The organism is Arthrobacter sp. zg-Y919 (genome assembly GCF_030142045.1).
GTDB lineage: Bacteria > Actinomycetota > Actinomycetes > Actinomycetales > Micrococcaceae > Arthrobacter_B.
Genome location: NZ_CP126242.1, coordinates 1,506,695 through 1,525,298, shown reverse-complemented (window position 1 = coordinate 1,525,298; position 18,604 = coordinate 1,506,695). Strand labels below are relative to the sequence as shown.

Below are 18,604 nucleotides of genomic sequence, written 5' to 3'. Positions count from 1 at the left end.
AAGAACAGCGGCCCTGCTCCGATTGGAGCAGGGCCGCTGTTTTGTCTGCGGGGAGCGCGGGGCTAGAACCCCTGTGCGTCGAGGATCGCGTCTTCTTCCTCTTCGCCGGTAGGACCGCGCTTTTTGCGGCGCGGCGGACGACGCCGGGACGGGGCCGGGTGGGCGGCGATGACTTCGTCGTCGTCCAGTTCGTCGTCCTCGTCCTCAATACCGTCGTAGTACCGGTTGAGCGCTTCCTGGCGGGCGGCGTACCCCAGGCCCAGGAACATCATCAGTGCGAACCCGTACCACTGCAGTCCGTAGGAGAGATGCAGGCCCTCATCGACTTCGGGGCGCGGAGCCGTTTCGGGAACGACGTCGGCCCGCGGGTCCTCGCTGGACATCAGGGCGTAGGCGCCCTGATGGAGCGGATAGTCGAGCTGTTTGGCGAAAGCGCCCAGGTCGATAGACGGCAGCTGGCCCTCGGGGGCGGTGCGGGCGAGGGTTGGTTCCGCGGCCTTGATCCGGCCCACCACGGTCACCCGCCCTTCAGGGGCAGCCGGAATGCTGTCCGGACGGCCGGCTTCGTCATCGCCGATCGGCAGCCAGCCGCGGTTGACGGCCACGCTGCTGCCGTCGTCGAGCTTTAGCGGCACCAGCACCTCATACCCGGGCCGGCCCTTGAGCGGACGGTTGCGGACAATGCGCTGCGATTCGGAGTCGTAGGTGCCCTCGAGCCTCACGGGCAGCCATTCCGCGCCCTCGTCATAGGTGTCGAAGTACTGCTCGGCCTCCGTGTAGGGAACCGGGTCGGCGTCGTAGTTGTTCTCAATGCGCGCAGTGTCGGCGAGGGACGCCTCGCGGCGGTCCATCTGCCATAGGCCAAGGCTGACGCAGGCGGCGGCCAGGACACAGACGAGCACGAACCAGCCCAGCCAGCGGGCTGAGAAGAGGAAACGGTACATCTAGTTCCTACCGCCCTGGGCTCCGGCGCCGGGCGCGTCGCTTTCCAGGGGCAGGGTTTCCTTCCAGAGTCCCCGCGTCTGCAGGTAGTCCTCCAGCCATTCGCGGTGTTCCCCGCAGGAAAGCCAGGTCTTCCGCCGCTCCGGCGTGTGGATGCGGGGATTGTTCCAGAGCAGCCGCCACTGGGCGTCGAGCCGGCAGGCCTTGCGTGAGCACACGGGTGTGCGTTCGCCTGCGTCTGCTGCGGGGGTGCCGGAGAGGGAATCGAGGAGGTTCATGCTGGGGGATCAAGCCTTGTCTTCGTCGTCGTCGTTGTCTACGATTTCGCCCGCCACCACCGTGGTCTCGGGAGTTTCCGGGGCTGCCTCCGGGGCGGCCGGGGCATTCAGGGCTGTTGCCGGCGGGCGGTCGATCAGGGCGTCGGAAGCCGTCATATTGCGGGTGTCCGCGCCACCGTTGGCCATGATGACCGCGAAATACGGCAGGACCACCGCACCGGCAATCACCACCCACAGCAGCCAGCCGTGGACAAAGAACATCAGGAACAGGCAGACCACACGGATACCCATGGACACGCCGTATTTGATCATGCGGGTGCGCATTTCGTCAGTGTGCGGGTTGGGAGCGTCGGTGATTCTGGGAACGCTGTCGCCGCGGTTTGTGTCCCTAGCCATCAGTAGCCATCGGTAGTCGTCATCACCCTCCAAACAGGTTCGTTCATTCTCTCACTAGCAGCGGCGTTGTAGAAGTTGAATCCCGCGCACGTAGGATCGAGGCAACCCCCATCGAAGGCTGAAAGAAGGAACATCCGTGCAGAACACCCCTGAGAACGAGTCCGGCCGCAGCGTCCTGGTGACTGGCGGAAACCGTGGAATCGGGCTGGCGATTGCCTCCGCGTTCCTGGCCGCCGGCGACCGCGTGGCCATCACCTACCGCAGCGGCGAGGTTCCCGCCGGCATGCTGGGCGTCAAGGCCGATGTGACGGATATGGCATCCATCGACGCCGCGTTCACCGAGGTGGAAGCCGCCCATGGTCCGGTCGAAGTCCTCGTGGCCAATGCCGGCATCACCCGCGACACCCTGCTCCTGCGGATGAGCGAAGACGATTTCACCGACGTCATCGACACGAACCTCACGGGGGCCTTCCGGGTCATCAAGCGGGCCTCCAAGGGCATGCTGCGGATGAAGAAGGGCCGGGTAGTGCTGATCTCCTCGGTGGTGGGACTCTACGGCTCACCCGGGCAGATCAACTACTCGGCGTCGAAGTCCGGACTGATCGGCATTGCCCGTTCCCTGACCCGCGAGCTGGGCTCTCGGAACATCACGGCCAATGTCGTTGCGCCGGGCTTCATCAACACCGACATGACCCGCGCACTGCCGGAGGACACCCAGAAGAACTACCTGTCCTCCATCCCCGCCGGCCGGTTCGCCGAGCCCGAAGAAGTAGCCAACGTGGTGCGCTGGATCGCCGGCCCCGAAGCGGGCTACATTTCCGGCGCAGTCATCCCGGTCGACGGCGGCCTGGGCATGGGGCACTGACCCGGTCCAACGCGCTGCTGCGGAATCGTTGGAGGTTTCCACAACTGCCGGGCCGTCCGCCGGCTGGCAGGATGGGATCCGGAGAGCTGAACGCTTAGATACTTTCTACAAAAAGGAGTTTCCATGGGCCTGCTGGAAGGCAAAGCCGCGATAGTCACCGGATCATCGCGTGGAATCGGAGCCGAGGTTGCCCGGTTCCTCGCTGCCGAAGGCGCAGGCGTCGTCGTCAATTACCGCCAGAAGGCACCGCGTGCCAACAAGGTGGTCGCTGCCATTGAGGAGGCCGGTGGACGCGCAGTCGCCGTCGGCGCCGACCTCACCGCGGCCGAAGGCACTGCGGCACTGATCGCCGCGGCAAAGGAAAACTTCGGCGGGCTCGACGTACTGGTCCTCAACGCCTCCGGCGGAATGGAAACCGGGGTGGAGGAAAACTACGCACTGAAGCTGAACCGCGACGCACAGGTGAACATGCTCACCGCCGCCCTAGAGGTGATGCCGTCCGGTTCGCGGGTGGTCTTTGTGACCAGCCACCAGGCGCATTTCATCCGCTCGGTTCCGACCATGCCGGAGTACGAAGCCGTGGCCCTCAGCAAGCGCGCCGGTGAGGATGCCCTGCGCAGCATGCTCCCGCAGCTGGAGGAAAAGGGCATCACCCTCGTTGTGGTCTCCGGTGACATGATCGAGGGCACGGTGACGGCCACCCTGTTGGACCGGGCCAACCCCGGTGCCATTGAAGCCCGCCGCGAGGAAGCCGGCCGGCTGTATTCGGTGCAGGAGTTCGGTGCAGAAGTGGCCCGCATGGCCACCGCCGACGTCGCCTCCGGTCACACCGAATACGTGGGCGGCGCCGATTACCTGGCCGCCGGCGCGGCGGCGGACTCTGCGGGCGGCCCCGCCTAGAGCTTCACGAAGTGCTGCACCACGTCCAGGCGTGGCAGGTTCAGCACGGCATCCGCGGCGGCCTGCACTGCCGGTTTGGCGTTAAACGCCACCCCCAGTGCGGCCGCCGCAAGCATGTCCAGGTCATTGGCGCCGTCGCCCACCGCGATGGTGTGGCCCGGTGCCACATCCAGTGTCCGTGCCCACTCGGCCAGTGACCGCGCCTTCACCGCACGGTCGACGACTTCCCCGGACACCGCGCCGGTCAGGACGCCGTCCTCGATGTCCAGCAGGTTCGCCCGCCGGAAGCTCAGCCGCAGGCGGTCCGCCAGCGGATCCAGTACCTGGCTGAAACCACCGGACACCACGGCAACCCCGTGCCCGGCGGCCAGGAACTCCTTCACGAGGAGTTCCGCGCCGTCCGAGAGCTCGATCCGTGCGCCCACCTCGTCAATGACCGACGCCGGCAGCCCGGCGAGGGTCTTCACCCGGGCGTGCAGGCTGGCGGCGAAGTCCAGTTCGCCGCGCATGGCCGCCTCGGTCACGGCGGCCACCTCCGCTTCACGGCCCGCGTGGGCTGCCAGCAGCTCGATAACCTCCTGCTTGATCAGGGTCGAGTCCACGTCCATCACCAGCAGCTTCCGCGCATCCTCCAGCAGCGACGGCGGAACCACGGCACTGTGCTCACCGCCCCGCTTGTCCGGCACCGCTGCCGCCGCCGCGGCAACGCACCGCCTCAGCCGCGCCAGGCCGCCGTCGTACGCCACATACAGCTTGGACACCGTGTAACCGTCTCCCACCGCGTTCTCCAGCTCCACGATCCGCGCGCCCAGACCGGTGACGGCCCCCTGCACGGCACCCAGGTACGCGTCGGACAGGTCCCGTCCGTAGCTGACGACACTGTATTCAGGGGAGTTGGGCATGGTTTCCGTTCTGTTCGGTCCAGCGGGTAGGTACCTGTTCGGCAGGGGATTCCCGGCAGCGGCCACGTGGCCGCTGCGGCCTATCGTTTGGCCAATGCCCCTTTCCTTAGCCTAATGTCTAGTGCTATGAGTGATGTTCTTGAATTTGCCGGTGTAAGCGTTGTCCGCGGCGGTAAAACCCTGTTGGACGGCGTGAACTGGCAGGTCAGGGAAGGCGAACGTTGGGTGATCATGGGCCCCAACGGTGCCGGCAAGACCACGCTGCTGCAGATTGCCAGCGGCCGGATGCACCCCACGCGCGGCGTAGCGGGAATCCTCGATGAAGTCCTGGGTGCGGTGGACGTTTTTGAACTCCGCCCCCGTATCGGCCTGGCCTCCGCAGCCCTGGCCGGACAGATCCCGGAAGACGAAACCGTCCTCAATGTCGTGCTCACGGCGTCCTACGGGATGACCGGACGCTGGCGCGAGAAGTACGAAAAGCTCGACGAGCGCCGCGCCTTCCGCCTACTGCACGAGTGGGGCATGTCCACCTTCATGAACCGCCGCTTCTCCTCGCTCAGCGAAGGTGAACGCAAGCGGGTGCAGATTGCGCGCGCCCTGATGACGGATCCCGAACTGCTGCTGCTGGACGAACCTGCAGCAGGCCTGGACCTGGCCGGGCGCGAAGACCTGCTCTTCCGCCTCGGCGAACTGGCCCGCGACGAAGAAGCCCCGGCCATGGTGCTGGTCACCCACCATCTGGAAGAAGTTCCCACCGGCTTTACGCATGCCCTGCTGCTGCGCGACGGCGGCGTTGTGGCCGCCGGTCCCATCGACGAGGTGCTCACCGAAGAACACCTGAGCACGGCATTCGACCTCCCGCTGGACCTCCGGCGCGAGGACGGCCGGTATTCCGCCACCGCCCGGCGCGGCTAGGAGCAGGCCCCGGGTGAACCTTCAGTACCTGCTGTCGGCCGGCGATCCCCGTGTTTCCGACTACACCTCCCTGACTGACACGTCCCTGCGGCGCCGGCGTGAACCGGAGGAGGGCATGTACATAGCCGAATCCTCCAAGGTCCTGCGCCGGGCCGTTGACGCCGGGCACCGCCCGCGGTCCTTCTTCCTGGCCGAAAAGTGGCTGCCCGACCTGCAGGACATCCTGGAGCGGTTCCCCGATGTTCCCGCCTTCGTCGGTACGGCGGAGGTCCTGGAGGAAATTACCGGCTTCCATCTGCACCGGGGTGCCCTTGCCGCCATGGAACGCCCTGCTCCGCTGGACCTCGCGGACGTGCTGGCTACCGCCCGCCGGGTCGCCGTGCTGGAGGACATTGTCGACCACACCAACATCGGCGCCATCTTCCGTTCCGCCGCAGCCCTGCAGGTCGACGCCGTCCTGGTCACGCCCCGCTGTGCGGATCCCCTCTACCGCCGGGCCATCCGGGTGAGCATGGGAACAGTGTTCCAGGTCCCGTGGGTACGCCTGACGGACTGGCCCGGACAGCTCGAAGAGCTCCGGGAGGCAGGGTTCGTTTCCGCGGCCCTCGCCCTGCGTGAGGACTCGCTGACGCTGGATGAGCTCAGCGCCCGGCGCGACCCGCGGCTGGCCCTGGTCCTCGGGACGGAAGGCGACGGCCTGGCGGACACCACCCTTGCCGGTGTCGATCTTGCGGTACGGATTCCGATGAGCGGAGGCGTTGATTCACTCAACGTTGCCGCCGCCAGTGCTGTGGCGTTCTGGGAGTGCCGGCCCTAACCCCGTTCAGGGGCCATTGCCCTTACCCTGCGGCCCCCCAGGTGCCAGACTGTGCCCCAGCCACCGACCCCCTGAGGACGCCAGCGGAGCAGCCATGGAATCCCGTGCAAAGACCCGGCAAGGTACCGTGCTGGCACTGTGTGCGGGGTTGCTGCTGACGGTGTCCGCCTGTGGTCCGACGGCGGATCAGCTGCGGGAGCGCCAGGCTGCAGCTTCGCGGTCCCCGTCCGTGCCGCCGGTTGCAGCTCCTGCCCACCCCCGGCCTGCGCCTGTCCCGTCCACGGAACCTGCACCGTCGGCGTCACCGTCACAGTCACCGGTGGATGTCACCGGACGTCAGGCGGGCATGCCGCAGGCAGTCCAGGACGCGTGCCAGTGGATGCTCCGCCGGGACCCCGGGCCGATGCCTGGCCCTGAGGCCGGAGCCTGTGTCTCCGCTGCCATGGCAGCGGGGGAGGGCGGCGTCCAAACCCTGCAGACCAGCACCAGCTGGCTGCCCGCCGGCACCTACGACGTCCGTTTCATGACGACTCCGGGCTTCGCCATGACCCTGCAGGACACGGACGAGGACCTGGGGATCAGCATCCGTGAAGGGCACCGGGTGCTGCACCAGGCGGAAGCGGACATTTCCGCAGACCCTGCGGGGACTGCGGAGGAGGCCTACGCGGCTGTCCTTGCCGATGCCGCGGAACTCACCGTGCGGCCCGAACGGGTCGCGGGCCTGCTTGCTCCGGCGGAACAGGTTGCGGTGGACTACGGCGCAGACGGAACGGTATACACCCGGCTCAGCGGCAGCTTCGATACGGCTGGGCAGGAAGCAGCCGGAAAGGAAGCCGCCGGGGAGCCAGGCTCATCAGCGGTGCTGCCGGCCGGCTCCTTCGTGTTGTACCTGGACGACTACTACCGTCCGCTGCGGATCGAAATCACCGGGTTGATCCAGGGGGTCACCTCGACCATCACGGCCGTCAACACACACTGGGGAACCCGGCCGTTGTCCTGAATCCGGGCCCGTGTCGTTTCCTGCCGGAACCCTAAATGCGTTAGTATTGGTTGCTGGCCGCAATGCACGGCCAATAAAGCTTTCAACCACACCGTGGCTGGCAAAATCCAGGCACCAAAAGAAGGTAAAACTGTGAAGTCTGATATCCACCCCAAGTATGCACCGGTTGTCTTCCGTGACCTCGCGTCCGACACCGCTTTCCTGACGGCCTCGACCGCCACCTCCTCCAAGACGATTGAGTGGGAAGACGGAAACACCTACCCGCTCATCGAGGTGGAAATCTCCTCCGCATCGCACCCGTTCTACACGGGCAAGCAGCGCATCATGGACTCCGCCGGCCGCGTCGAGCGCTTCAACGCCCGCTTCAAGGGCTTCGGCGGCAAGAAGTAGCCAGTCCGGAAACACAGCAGTACCTGGAGAGGTCCGTCGGCATCAGCCCGGCGGGCCTTTCCCTGTCAGAGGGACCGTCCGGTCCCGGCACCGGTTCCAACAGAGGAGTCTCGATGGCAAGCGCAGATAACAGCGGCCGCCGGCACGGGGAATACAAGGTCCCCGGCGGCAAGCTGGTTGTAGTGGATCTGGATGTCCGCGACGGCCGGCTGGCCGGAGTTTCCCTTGGCGGTGACTTCTTCCTGGAACCGGATGAAGCGTTGGGGGACATCAACGCGGCACTCGAGGGCCTGCCCGCCGAGACTTCCTTCGGTGACATTGCCGAGGCCGTGCGTCTGCGGCTGCCCTCGGACGCCGTCCTTTTCGGCTTCTCGCCGGAAGCCGTGGCAACCGCCGTCCGCCGCGCCCTCGGCAAAGCGACCGGGTGGGGCGACCACCAGTGGGAAATCATTCCCCCCACGCCGCTGTCGACGCATATGCACGTGGCCATGGACGAGGTCCTCGCCGAGGAAGTCGGGGCCGGCCGCCGCAATCCCACCCTCCGGTTCTGGGAATGGGAATCGCCGTCCGTCGTCATCGGCAGCTTCCAGTCGCTGAAGAACGAAGTGGACCCCGACGGCGCGGAACGGCACGGGGTGACCGTGGTCCGGCGCATCACCGGCGGGGGAGCCATGTTCATGGAACACGGCAACGCCATCACGTACTCCCTCTACATTCCCCAGTCCCTCGTGGATGGCCTGAGTTTCGCCGATTCCTATCCCTTCCTGGACGCCTGGGTGATGGAATCCCTGAAGAAACTCGGCATCCAGGCCTGGTACGTTCCACTGAATGACATGGCCACCGACCAGGGCAAGATCGGCGGCGCCGCGCAGAAGCGGTTCAGCAGCGGCGGCATGCTGCACCACGTCACCATGTCCTACAACATCGACGCCGACAAGATGGTCGAAGTCCTGCGTATCGGCAAGGAAAAGCTCTCCGACAAGGGCACCACCAGTGCCAAGAAGCGGGTGGACCCGCTGAAGCGCCAGACCGGGCTCTCCCGCGAGGACATCATCGCCACGATGATGGATACCTTCGCGGGCCGGTACGGTGCCGTCCAGACCGGCATTACCGACGAGGAAATCGCCCTTGCCCAGCAGAAGGTCAAGGACAAGTTCGATACCCCGGAGTGGCTGAACCGGGTTCCCTAGCAGCCCTGCCCACGGGCCACCGCGCTACCCGGCGGCGGTCCGTGGGCCTAGACTGCGCAAATGGAGAAAAAGTCGCTGACCGCCCTTGCCCGCCAACACCTCGAATCAGCACGGCAGGCGGCCAGCGGACGCAGCGCCTCCACGGTCTACGGGGGACACGAGCACGTCCTGCGGCAGACCGTCATCGCCCTCGGCTCCGGGTTTGTGATGGACGAGCATGAGAATCCCGGGGAGGCCACGATCTATGTCCTCAAAGGGCGGGTTGCCCTCTCCGCCGAAGGCAACACCTGGGACGGCTCCGCCGGGGACCTGCTGATCGTTCCGCAGGCCCGGCATTCCGTGGCGGCGCTGGAGGACTCCGCCATCCTCCTGACGGTGGCGAAGCCGCAGCTGGCCTAAGCCGGACGGGCGGGCAGCGCACAGCCCCCCGCCCGGCCGGATTCCGCAGGCTACATTCCGGCAGCCTGCACCCGCAGTGAACGCAGCAGCTGGTCCTGCTGCTCGATGATGATCCGCCGCAGCGCCGCCGGAGCGCCGGAATGCAGCTCCAGCCACTCCACGGATTTCTGCACCACTGGATGATCGGCCGGCACCATGCCCGGCATTGCGTCCTGGTGTCCCGGATAGAGTCCGCCGACCACGCGTGAGGCCAGCTCAATGCTGCGCCCGGACCAGACATCCGTGAGTGAGGCGAAATAGTCGTCCAGATAGCCGTCCAGCAGTTCGTGGCTGCCCAGGCCGAAGCCGGTGATGGTGGCCGAGAGCAACTCGTTGGACAAGGCGTCGGAGTGCATGATTGCCTGCCACGCAGCTGCCTTGACGGCTGGGTCCGGGAAAGCGGCGGACGCGGTGGTGAAGCCCACCCGTCCCGACGCCGTGTTGTCCCGTGCCAGCTCGGCGTCCAGTTCGGCAGCGGTGGCGGAACCGGTCGCCGCCAGGGCTACCCAGAGCCGCCAGCGCAGGTCCGAGTCCACAGCAAGATCCTGGATACCGGCGCTGCCGTCCAGCAGTCCCCGCAGCAGTGCGTTATGGCTGCTGCTGCGGCGCCCGGCGCCGGCTGCGGCGCGCGCCCAGATGGTCTGCCGGTCGCTGCCCGGTTCTGCTGCCGCCAGCTGCTCGGCTATGTGGGTGGAGAACTCCTCCCGCAGCACTTCCCGGCGCTGCGCCGGGGCGTAGTACTCAATGGCGCTAAGGGCGTTGTCCAGCAGGACCTGGAGCACTCCGGCCCCGGTTTCCACCGGTGCCACCCGCTGGATGAGCCGGACGTAGTCCTTGGCGCTCAGGACACCGTCGCGGACCGTGTTCCACAGGGCTGAGAGGGTGATGGCCCGGGCCAGGGGATCGGACAGCAGGTGCAGGGAGTCCAGCAGCGTGGCCAGCGACGCGTCGTCGAAACGGATCTTGGCGTACGTCAGGTCCTCGTCGTTGAGCAGCAGCAGGGCCGGACGCTGCTTGCCCACCAGTTCAGGCACCTCGGTCCTGGACCCGGCGACATCCAGCTCCACGCTGTCGGTGCGGACCAGGGCTCCGGTGCCGTCGAAGTCGTAGAGGCCAATGCGCAGCCGGTGCGGCCGGGGAACCTGTTCTCCGCTCACGGGGTCAGGTGCGTTCTGCCGGATGACCACGGAAGTGTAGGCGCCGTCGTCGCCGGTCTCCGTGTCCGGGACCAGGACAGGAACGCCGGCGGTCTGGAGCCAGCGGGCGGACCAGAGGCCCATGTCCCGGCCGGAAGCCGTTTCCAGGGCGGCCAGGAGGTCGGCGAGGGTGGTGTTCCCGTAGGCGTGGTCGCGGAAGTAGCCGCGGGCAGCGTCGATAAAGGCTTCAAACCCGACGTAGGCCACCAGCTGCTTGAGCACCGAGGCGCCCTTTGCGTAGGTGATGCCGTCGAAGTTCTGCTTCGCCGCCTCCAGGTTCGGAATATCGGCCACGATGGGATGGGTGGTGGGCAGCTGGTCCTGGACGTAGGCCCAGGCCTTACGCCGGTTCGCGAAGCTGACCCAGGAATTGGTGAAGTCGGTGGCCTGGTCCACGGCCAGGGCACCCATGTAGTCGGCAAACGATTCCTTGAGCCACAGGTCGTCCCACCATTTCATCGTGACCAGGTCGCCAAACCACATGTGCGCCATCTCGTGCAGGATGGTGTTCGCCCGCGCTTCGTACTGCGCCTCGGTGGCGCGGGACCGGAAGACGTAGGCCTCCGTGAACGTCACCAGGCCGGGATTCTCCATGGCACCCAGGTTGTACTCCGGAACAAACGCGGAGTCGTATTTCCCGAAGGGGTACGGGAAGGCAAAGAGGTCGTGGAAGTAGTCCAGTCCCTGCTTGGTCACCGCAAAGATGTTCTCCGGGTCGAAGTACCCGGCCAGGGAGGACCGGCAGTAGGCGGCCAGGGGAACCCGCAGTTCCGTGCCGTCGTCGAGCCGGGTGGACCACTCGTCGTCGGCGCGGTGGTACGGCCCCGCCAGCACGGTGGTGATGTAGGTGGAAATGCGCTGGGTGGGTGCGAATTCCCAGCGGCTGAGGGTGCCGTCACCCAGCGGCGTCCGCTGCGTTTCGACGCCGTTGGACGCGACCTGCCATCCGCTCGGTGCGGTCACGCTGAAGGAAAAGGAGGCCTTCAGGTCCGGCTGCTCAAAATCGGCAAAGACCCGCCGCGCATCGGCGGGCTCGTACTGGGTGTAAAGGTACGTGCGCCCATCCGCAGGGTCGCGGAAACGGTGCAGGCCTTCGCCGCTGCGGCTGTACAAGGCGGTGCCCTCCACCGTCACGGTGTTCTCCGCCTTGAGGCCGGGAAGGTGGATCCGGGAGTCGTCCACGGCGTCCGCCAGGTCCAGCTCGATGCCGTTCAGGACCACGGAAGACACGCCGCCGTGGATGAAGTCCAGGAACGTACCGGCACCGGGCTCGGAACAACCGAAGGTAATGGTGCTGCGGGAATGGAAGCCCGGAGCCCCCTCGTCTTCGGCGTTGGCCAGGTCGAGGTGGACATCGTAGGCGGTCACGGACAGCAGGCGGGACCGCAGGGCGGCTTCATCACGGCTCAGGTTCTGGTTAGGCACCTGTTCATTCAATCACTTCCGCGTGCCCTACAGCAGCACGGCCACCGCCAGGCCCAGGCCGGAGATCAACACCCAGGATGTGAGCGCGGCGCCGGCCGCCCGGGCACCGGAGGCGAACAGCGTGCGGACCCGGACGCCGGCTCCCAGCGCGAACAGGGCGCCGGCGAAGAGCAGGTCCTGGACGACGGCGGCTCCCTCCAGCACCGGTTCCGGCAGCAGGCCGGAGGTGCGGACCAGGATCAGGGCAAGGAAGCCCAGGACGAAGAGGGGCACCAGCGGCGGCCGGCTGCCCGTCCCGGCACGGTCTTCCCGGCTGCCGCCTTTACGGGTGTCCGTGCGCCGGGCCAGCAGGCCCGCGGCAGCGGTCAGCGGTGCCAGCAGCACCACCCGCGCCAGTTTGACGACGACGGCGGCCGCCAGCGCCGTGCCGCCCGCGGTCTGGGCAGTGGCCACGACCTGTCCGACGTCGTGGACGGAGGCTCCGGCCCAGGCACCGAACACCTCGGGGCTGAGCTCCAGGAGCCCGCCAGCCAGCGGCAGGGCCGCGATGGCCAGTGTGCCGCAGAGCGTTACGAGGGCAATCGGCACCACGGTGTCTTCAGCCCGGGTCCGGCGGACAGCGGCCATGGCACCAATGGCGGAGACCCCGCAGATGGAGAACCCGGAGGCGATCAGGACCGGTTCATCCCCGGGCAGGCGGAACAGGCGGCAGATGGCGTACGTCCCCGCGAACGCCGCCAGCACCAGGACCACAATCAGCCCCAGCGCCGACCAGCCCAGCCCGGCAATGTCCACCAGCGATACCTTCAATCCCAGCAGCACGATCCCGGCCCGCAGGAACTTCCGGGCGGCCAGGGCCAGCCCGGGTTTCCAGGCTCCGGAAGCCATGGCCGCACTGCCGGGCAGGTTGGCAGCCAGCAGCCCCAGGACCACCGCCGCTGTCAGTACGGGTACCGCAGGCAGGAGCAGATGCACCAGGAAGGACGCGGCGACGGCGGCCGCCGCGGCCAGCAGGCCGGGGACGGTACCGCGCAGGCGGGCAGGCGGCGGGCCCGGTACCGGGGCGGAAGCAGCAGAGGAGGCAGCGGAGGAGTCGGGCACGGTTACACCCTGCCGCAGTGGCGGCGGTTATCCAAAGCGCTTCGGCTTTGGCGCACCGGCCTCCCGGAGGCCCGGTTGCCATACTGCCCGGCACCCGCCCCTTGTTAGCATGGGGGCACCATCCTCAAGCGACCGGGGGAAGCACCCATGAGTTCGCCCACGAGTTCGCAAGGCAGCGGCGGCAGCACCCCGGCCGCCCCGGCACAGCAGGTCCTGGACTGCCCCTGGCTGTTTCCCGCCGCGGACGCCGCAGCGGCCCTGAGAACCAACCCGGCCACCGGCCTCGACACCGGGGAGGTCCGTGGACGGCTGGAGCGGTACGGCCCGAACCGGCTGGCCGAGGACAAAAAAGCACCCGTGTGGCGGAAGGTCCTGCGGCTGCTCTCGGACCGGCTGACCATCGTCCTGCTCATCGCCGCGGTGGTCAGTGCCGTGGTGTCCCGCGAATGGGAAACCCCGGTGGTGATCCTGCTGGTAATCATCCTCAACACCGCTTTGAACTATGTGCAGGAGCAGCGGGCGGAAAACAGTCTCGAAGCCTTGCGTAATGCCTCCGTGGACAGCTGCCGCGTGCTGCGCTCAGGCAGCCAGGCGAGGGTTGAACGGATGGAACTGGTGCCGGGCGACGTCGTGCTGCTCGAAGCAGGGGACAGCGTGCCGGCGGACGGGCGGCTGCTGGAGGCCGTCCGGCTGCAGGTGGCCGAGGCGGCACTCACCGGAGAGTCCAAGCCCACCAACAAGACCACCGCACCGCTGTCCGATCCGCAGCTGCCGGTGGCCGACCGCACCAACCTGCTTTTTATGGACACCGATGTGACCCGCGGCCGGGGCGTCCTGCTGGTCACCGGGACCGGCATGGAAACGCAGATCGGTACGATTGCGCATCTGCTGGGAAGCACCACCGAGGAGAAAACCACCCTGCAGCGCAGTATCGACCAGCTGGCACGGGTGCTGACCTACATTGCCTTCGCCGTCGTTGCCCTCGTGTTTGTGCTGGGGCTGCTGCGCGGGGACAGCTGGGAGGACCTGTTCCTGACCGCGGTATCGCTGGCCGTGGCGACCATCCCCGAGGGGCTCACCGCCGTCGTCGCCTTCACGCTCGCCATGGGTGCATCCCGGCTGGCTGCCCGCGGCGCGATTATCAAGCAGCTGGCGGCGGTGGAAACGCTGGGGAGCACCTCGCAGATCTGCACCGACAAGACCGGCACCCTGACGCTCAATGAAATGACGGTCCGGCGGGTGTATTCACCCTCCGGGCGGCGTTTCCGGGTGACCGGATCCGGCTATTCCACCGAGGGGAAAATCCTCAGCCCGGATGGGCAGCACGCTCCGGTCCCGGCCGAGGCATACCTGGCCATGGCGCTGTGCAACGACGCGTCCGTGGAGGACGGCAGGCTGACCGGGGATCCGACCGAGGGCGCCCTCGTGGTCCTGGCGGAGAAGGCCGGGATCGATGTCGCGGGTGCGCGGGCCACCCACCGCCGTCTGGCCGAGGTGCCGTTCGATTCCGACTACAAGTTCATGGCCACGTTCAACGCCGACGACGCCGGAGCGGCGGTCACCTGCAACGTCAAGGGTGCGCCCGGCGTGGTCCTGGACCGGACCGCTTTCCTGCAGACCCCTGCCGGGCTGGTGCCCCTGGACCCGGAGGAGCGGGCCCGGATTTCCCAGGACGTGGAGTCCCTGGCTCATGCCGGCCTGCGGACCATGGCCGTGGCCGGACGGGTTCTGGACGCGCCGCTGCCGTCCCGGCCGGAGGCCCTCTTTGCCGAGGCTGCGAACCTGGTGCTGTACGCCGTCGTCGGGATTCTGGATCCACCCCGGCAGGAAGCCGGAGAGGCCATTGCCCGGGCCCATGCCGCCGGGATCGATGTCCACATGATCACCGGGGACCACCTGGTCACGGCATCGGCCATTGCCCGGGACCTGGGGATTCCGGGCCGGGCTGCCGCAGGCACCGCACTGGATGCCATGGATGAGGGGCAGCTGCGGGAGGAGGCCCCGCACCTGGGTGTGCTGGCGCGGGTTTCCCCCGAGCATAAAATCCGGATCGTGAAGGCACTGCAGGCGGACGGCTACATTGTGGCGATGACCGGCGACGGCGTGAATGACGCCCCGGCGCTGAAGCGTGCGGACATCGGCATCGCCATGGGCATCACGGGAACGGACGTCTCCAAGGGTGCCGCCAAAATGATCCTCACCGATGACAACTTCGCCACGATTGTGGCTGCCGTCGAAGAGGGCCGCGGCATCTACAACAACATCCTGAAGTTTGTCCGGTTCCAGCTGACCACTGCCTGGGGGTTCGTGCTGATTTTCCTGGCAGCGGCGACCTTCGGGTTCGCCGGCGGGACGCCGTTCACCGCACTGCAGATCCTGTGGGTGAACATCATCATGGACGGACCGCCTGCCCTGGCCCTCGGCGTGGACCGGACCGATCCCGAGGTGATGAAACGGCCGCCCCGGCCTGCCGCGGAACCCCTGCTGACCGGGCGGCGGATCGTGGTGCTTACCCTGCTGGGGATCGTGATGGCGGCAGGCACCTGCATAGTGCTGGAGAACGCCGCGCGGTGGTTCCCGGAGAGTGCCGGCAACACCAACTTCGCCACCACCATGGCGTTTACGACTTTCGTGTTCTACCAGGTGTTCAATCTGCTGAACGTCCGTTCCGAGACCGGCAGTGTTTTTGCGCTCCGGACCTTCACCAACCGTGCCATCTGGGTGTCACTGGCTGCAGTGGTGGTGCTGCAGGTCCTGGTGGTGCAGCTGGACATCTTTACCGGCATCTTCGACACCGTGCCGCTGACGTCGGCGCAGTGGTTCCTCTGCCTCGCGGTCGGCGCCACCGTGTTGGTGGCCTCCGAGATCGGCAAGGTGGTGCAGCGGCTGGCCGCCCGCCGCCGCAGGCCGGGGCCAGCACCCGTGCCGAAGGCCTACCAGGGCGAGGGCTTGTAGTCCTTGAGGAAGACGCCGTACTGGTCCTCGCCGTTTTCGCCCATCACAATCGGGTCGTAGACGCGGGCCGCGCCGTCCACCAGGTCCAGCGGGGCGTGGAAGCCCTCCTCCGCCAGCCGCACCTTGGTGGGGTGGGGACGTTCGTCGGTGATCCAGCCGGTGTCCACTGCGGTCATGAGGATTCCGTCCGTTTCCAGCATTTCCTCGGCGCTGGTGCGGGTGAGCATGTTCAGCGCCGCCTTGGCCATGTTGGTGTGCGGATGTCCGGGGCCCTTGTAGCGGCGGGAGAACTGGCCTTCCATGGCGGAGACGTTGACGATGTATTTCCGCCGCGCGGAGGAGGCAGCCATTGCGGGGCGGAGCCGGTTCACCAGCAGGAACGGCGCCGTGACGTTGCACAGCTGCACTTCAAGCATCTCCAGCGGGTCCACCTGGTCCACCACCTGTGTCCAGCTGTTAATCGGGGCCGTGTCCGGCACAAGACCGCCGGCGTCGATGGCCGTTCCGGCTTCCATCCGCGCCAGCGACGAGGACCCTGCCGTGAGCGCCAGGGCGGTGACGGCGTCGGCGGCCAGTACCGGGTGCGCGGCAACGGAGCCGGCCAGCGCTGTGGGGTGCGCATCGTAGGTGTGCCCGAAGGTCACCAGTTCGGGCATGGGGCCGTCCGGCAGGGGCGCCAATTCGGCGTCGGTCAGCGGACGGTAGGCGTCGGAGGAGCGGCGGACCGTCTGGGCCGCGTTGTTGATCAGGATGTCGAGGGGACCGGCCTCGGCGACGGACTCGGCCAGCGAAATGACCTGGGCGGGGTCGCGCAGGTCAATGCCGACGATCCGCAGCCGGTGCAGCCAGTCCGCGGAGTCCTCCATGGCGGCGAACCGGCGTGCGGCGTCCTTGGGGAAGCGCGTGGTGATGGTGGTGTGGGCACCGTCGCGCAGCAGCCGCAGGGCAATGTACATACCGATCTTCGCCCGGCCGCCGGTCAGCAGCGCCCGTTTCCCCGTCAGGTCCGTCCGGGCGTCGCGCTTGGTGTGGCTGAAGGCCGCACATTCAGGGCAGAGCTGATGGTAGAAGGCATCCACCACGGTGTAGGGCTGCTTGCAGATGTAGCAGTTGCGCGGTTTAAGCAACGTGCCGGCGGACGGTCCGTGGGCGGCGGTGGTCAGCTGCGCGCCGCGGGTTTCATCGTCGATCCGGTCTGCCGCACCCGTGGCCGTGAGGGCGACGACGGCGCGGTCGGCCTCGGCAACGGCCGAGCGCTTTTCGTTCTTCCGGTGCTTCTTCACGGACTTGAACATCTTGGCGGTGGCCCGCCGGACTGCGACGTAGTCGGGGTCCTCTTCATCCAGGACGTGGATGGAAGCCAGGACCCGAAGGGCGGTCTGGATTTCTTCCGGGTTTAGTTCAGGGGTGCTCATGGTGGCCTTTACGCTTATCGGCACCGGAGGATCCACGGTGCAGGCGCACCGGGTGCGCCATGACGAGGATACCGGAGAAGCCGGCAACGCCCCGTATCAGCAGCAGGGGCACCGGGGAATCTCACACCCGGCGCCCCTGCTGCTGTCCCAGTCCGCTGCTACGCTTCGGGAATCCGCTGGCCCTTGCTGAGCACGGTGAGTCCCGATTCGGTTACGGTGAAGCCGCGTCTGAGGTCCAGTTCCCGGTCCACGCCAACGGTGGCACCGGCCGGGATCCGCACGTTCTTGTCAATGATGGCCCGGCGGACCACCGCACCCTCACCTACGTGCACCTTGTCCATCAGCACCGAGTCGGTCACCTCCGCGTTGGAGGCAACGTACACGTCCTGTGCCAGCACGGAGCCGGTTACCTTGCCGCCCGAAATGACGGTGCCGTCGGACACGATCGAGTCGAAGGCGGTTCCGGCCTGATCGGAGGCGCTGCGCACGAACTTGGCGGGCGGGGAGATGCTCTGCCGCGTGTAGATGGGCCACTTCAGGTTGTACAGGTTGAACGCCGGCATGGGGGAGATCAGGTCCATGTTGGCGTCGTAATAGGAATCCAGGGTGCCGACGTCGCGCCAGTACTGGTGGTCGCTGCCGGTGGCTCCGGGGATGACGTTGCGGGTGAAGTCGTAAACGGCAGCGTCACCGCGTTCCACGAAGTAGGGAATGATGTCCCCGCCCATGTCGTGCTTGGTGATCAGGCGTTCCTCGTCCCACTGCAGCGCCTTAACCAGGGCGTCGGTATTGAAGACGTAGTTGCCCATGGAGGCCAGGAAGCTGCCCGGATCGTCGGGCAGGCCCGGGGTCGTCTCCGGCTTTTCCACGAACGCGGCGATGCGTTCCGGGTTCTCGGCGTCCGTTTCGATCACGCCGAACTGGTCCGCGAGGTGCAGCGGCTGCCGCACGGCGGCAACGCTCACTGACGCGCCGGAAGCAATATGTGCCTCAACCATCTGGGAGAAGTCCATGCGGTACACATGGTCCGCGCCGATGACGACGACGATGTCCGGCTGGGCGTCCTCAATCAGGTTCATGGACTGGTAGATGGCGTTCGCGCTGCCCAGGAACCAGCTCTTGCCCACGCGCTGCTGTGCAGGCACCGAGGCGACGTAGTTCTGCAGCTGGGTGGAGAGCCGCCATGTCTCGGAGATATGCCGGTCAAGGCTGTGGGATTTGTACTGGGTCAGAACCACTATCTGGAGATATCCGGAGTTCACCAGATTCGATAATGCGAAATCAATGAGGCGGTAGCGCCCGGCAAAGGGAACCGCCGGTTTTGCGCGGTCAGCCGTGAGCGGCATCAGCCGTTTACCTTCGCCGCCTGCAAGAACTACTGCCAGGACCTTCTTTGGCGCCATTGTGTTGAACCTCTTCCGAAAATAAGTCTACTGACTTCAGACTAGATCACTGGTTGCCCGGTGCACTACGTTGGTT

General features: G+C 66.9%; 17 protein-coding genes. 9 read left to right on the top strand and 8 right to left on the bottom strand.

What is annotated here, in order from left to right:
- Nucleotides 1–62 precede the first annotated feature (62 nt).
- Genes QNO10_RS07240 through QNO10_RS07230 form a run of 3 tightly spaced genes read right to left on the bottom strand, consistent with a single transcriptional unit; the run spans nt 63 to nt 1,616 of the window.
- Nucleotides 63–944: an SURF1 family cytochrome oxidase biogenesis protein gene (locus tag QNO10_RS07240; RefSeq protein WP_229948301.1), complete on the bottom strand. Its 882-nt coding sequence runs from the start codon at nt 942–944 to the stop codon at nt 63–65.
- Nucleotides 945–1,220 (bottom strand): hypothetical protein, encoded by a 276-nt coding sequence (locus QNO10_RS07235; protein WP_229948302.1) that lies wholly within the window; start codon nt 1,218–1,220, stop codon nt 945–947. It lies immediately after the preceding gene.
- A gap of 9 nt (nt 1,221–1,229) precedes the next feature.
- Nucleotides 1,230–1,616, bottom strand: coding sequence for a DUF3099 domain-containing protein (locus QNO10_RS07230; RefSeq protein ID WP_229948303.1), 387 nt, complete (start codon nt 1,614–1,616; stop codon nt 1,230–1,232).
- Between the two features lie 136 nt (nt 1,617–1,752).
- Here QNO10_RS07230 and QNO10_RS07225 point away from each other — a divergent pair, with 136 nt between their 5' ends.
- Nucleotides 1,753–2,481 (top strand): beta-ketoacyl-ACP reductase, encoded by a 729-nt coding sequence (locus QNO10_RS07225; protein ID WP_229948305.1) that lies wholly within the window; start codon nt 1,753–1,755, stop codon nt 2,479–2,481.
- A gap of 123 nt (nt 2,482–2,604) precedes the next feature.
- The gene (locus QNO10_RS07220; RefSeq protein ID WP_229948307.1) at nt 2,605–3,381 is read left to right on the top strand and encodes an SDR family oxidoreductase; all 777 of its coding nucleotides are present in this window, start codon (nt 2,605–2,607) and stop codon (nt 3,379–3,381) included.
- Here QNO10_RS07220 and serB read toward each other — a convergent pair.
- Nucleotides 3,378–4,283: a phosphoserine phosphatase SerB gene (gene serB / locus QNO10_RS07215; protein ID WP_229948309.1), complete on the bottom strand. Its 906-nt coding sequence runs from the start codon at nt 4,281–4,283 to the stop codon at nt 3,378–3,380. The genes QNO10_RS07220 and serB overlap by 4 nt on opposite strands.
- 126 nt (nt 4,284–4,409) lie before the next feature.
- Between serB and QNO10_RS07210 the strand changes: the two genes are divergently transcribed.
- The 6 genes from QNO10_RS07210 to QNO10_RS07185 all read left to right on the top strand — a co-directional run bounded on the left by QNO10_RS07210 (nt 4,410) and on the right by QNO10_RS07185 (nt 8,994).
- Complete coding sequence (locus tag QNO10_RS07210) at nt 4,410–5,198, top strand: ABC transporter ATP-binding protein (RefSeq protein WP_229948311.1); 789 nt, start codon at nt 4,410–4,412, stop codon at nt 5,196–5,198.
- Between the two features lie 13 nt (nt 5,199–5,211).
- Nucleotides 5,212–6,015 (top strand): TrmH family RNA methyltransferase, encoded by an 804-nt coding sequence (locus QNO10_RS07205; RefSeq protein WP_229948313.1) that lies wholly within the window; start codon nt 5,212–5,214, stop codon nt 6,013–6,015.
- Nucleotides 6,016–6,109: 94 nt separating this feature from the next.
- Nucleotides 6,110–7,015, top strand: coding sequence for a hypothetical protein (locus tag QNO10_RS07200; RefSeq protein ID WP_229948315.1), 906 nt, complete (start codon nt 6,110–6,112; stop codon nt 7,013–7,015).
- A gap of 132 nt (nt 7,016–7,147) precedes the next feature.
- On the top strand, nt 7,148–7,405 hold the full coding sequence (locus tag QNO10_RS07195; protein ID WP_229948317.1) for a type B 50S ribosomal protein L31: 258 nt from the start codon (nt 7,148–7,150) through the stop codon (nt 7,403–7,405).
- 113 nt (nt 7,406–7,518) lie between these two features.
- Nucleotides 7,519–8,595 carry a lipoate-protein ligase LplAB gene (gene lplAB / locus QNO10_RS07190; RefSeq protein ID WP_229948318.1) on the top strand — a complete coding sequence of 359 codons (1,077 nt, stop codon included), beginning with the start codon at nt 7,519–7,521 and terminating at the stop codon, nt 8,593–8,595.
- 60 nt (nt 8,596–8,655) lie between these two features.
- Nucleotides 8,656–8,994: a cupin domain-containing protein gene (locus tag QNO10_RS07185; protein ID WP_229948320.1), complete on the top strand. Its 339-nt coding sequence runs from the start codon at nt 8,656–8,658 to the stop codon at nt 8,992–8,994.
- A 50-nt stretch (nt 8,995–9,044) separates the two neighbouring features.
- On the opposite strand, the gene pepN is transcribed toward QNO10_RS07185, so the two are convergent.
- Nucleotides 9,045–11,654: an aminopeptidase N gene (gene pepN, locus QNO10_RS07180; RefSeq protein WP_229948322.1), complete on the bottom strand. Its 2,610-nt coding sequence runs from the start codon at nt 11,652–11,654 to the stop codon at nt 9,045–9,047.
- Nucleotides 11,655–11,681: 27 nt separating this feature from the next.
- Entirely contained in the window at nt 11,682–12,689 is a 1,008-nt protein-coding gene (locus QNO10_RS07175) for a YeiH family protein (RefSeq protein ID WP_229948904.1), read from the bottom strand.
- A 213-nt stretch (nt 12,690–12,902) separates the two neighbouring features.
- On the opposite strand from QNO10_RS07175, the gene QNO10_RS07170 reads away from it, so the two are divergent.
- Complete coding sequence (locus tag QNO10_RS07170) at nt 12,903–15,710, top strand: cation-translocating P-type ATPase (protein WP_229948323.1); 2,808 nt, start codon at nt 12,903–12,905, stop codon at nt 15,708–15,710.
- Here the strand turns inward: QNO10_RS07170 and QNO10_RS07165 are convergent.
- On the bottom strand, nt 15,689–17,125 hold the full coding sequence (locus QNO10_RS07165; RefSeq protein ID WP_229948325.1) for an SDR family NAD(P)-dependent oxidoreductase: 1,437 nt from the start codon (nt 17,123–17,125) through the stop codon (nt 15,689–15,691). The genes QNO10_RS07170 and QNO10_RS07165 overlap by 22 nt on opposite strands.
- Nucleotides 17,126–17,283: 158 nt before the next feature.
- Nucleotides 17,284–18,528: a glucose-1-phosphate adenylyltransferase gene (gene glgC, locus QNO10_RS07160; protein ID WP_331460330.1), complete on the bottom strand. Its 1,245-nt coding sequence runs from the start codon at nt 18,526–18,528 to the stop codon at nt 17,284–17,286.
- Between the last annotated feature and the right edge of the window lie 76 nt (nt 18,529–18,604).

Bases quoted from the DNA above. Each gene is read 5' to 3' on its own strand.
- QNO10_RS07240 (WP_229948301.1), bottom strand. From the start codon at position 944: ATGTACCGTTTCCTCTTCTCAGCCCGCTGGCTGGGCTGGTTCGTGCTC.
- QNO10_RS07235 (WP_229948302.1), bottom strand. From the start codon at position 1,220: ATGAACCTCCTCGATTCCCTCTCCGGCACCCCCGCAGCAGACGCAGGC.
- QNO10_RS07230 (WP_229948303.1), bottom strand. From the start codon at position 1,616: ATGGCTAGGGACACAAACCGCGGCGACAGCGTTCCCAGAATCACCGAC.
- QNO10_RS07220 (WP_229948307.1), top strand. From the start codon at position 2,605: ATGGGCCTGCTGGAAGGCAAAGCCGCGATAGTCACCGGATCATCGCGT.
- serB (WP_229948309.1), bottom strand. From the start codon at position 4,283: ATGCCCAACTCCCCTGAATACAGTGTCGTCAGCTACGGACGGGACCTG.
- QNO10_RS07210 (WP_229948311.1), top strand. From the start codon at position 4,410: ATGAGTGATGTTCTTGAATTTGCCGGTGTAAGCGTTGTCCGCGGCGGT.
- QNO10_RS07200 (WP_229948315.1), top strand. From the start codon at position 6,110: ATGGAATCCCGTGCAAAGACCCGGCAAGGTACCGTGCTGGCACTGTGT.
- lplAB (WP_229948318.1), top strand. From the start codon at position 7,519: ATGGCAAGCGCAGATAACAGCGGCCGCCGGCACGGGGAATACAAGGTC.
- QNO10_RS07185 (WP_229948320.1), top strand. From the start codon at position 8,656: ATGGAGAAAAAGTCGCTGACCGCCCTTGCCCGCCAACACCTCGAATCA.
- QNO10_RS07170 (WP_229948323.1), top strand. From the start codon at position 12,903: ATGAGTTCGCCCACGAGTTCGCAAGGCAGCGGCGGCAGCACCCCGGCC.
- QNO10_RS07165 (WP_229948325.1), bottom strand. From the start codon at position 17,125: ATGAGCACCCCTGAACTAAACCCGGAAGAAATCCAGACCGCCCTTCGG.
- glgC (WP_331460330.1), bottom strand. From the start codon at position 18,528: ATGGCGCCAAAGAAGGTCCTGGCAGTAGTTCTTGCAGGCGGCGAAGGT.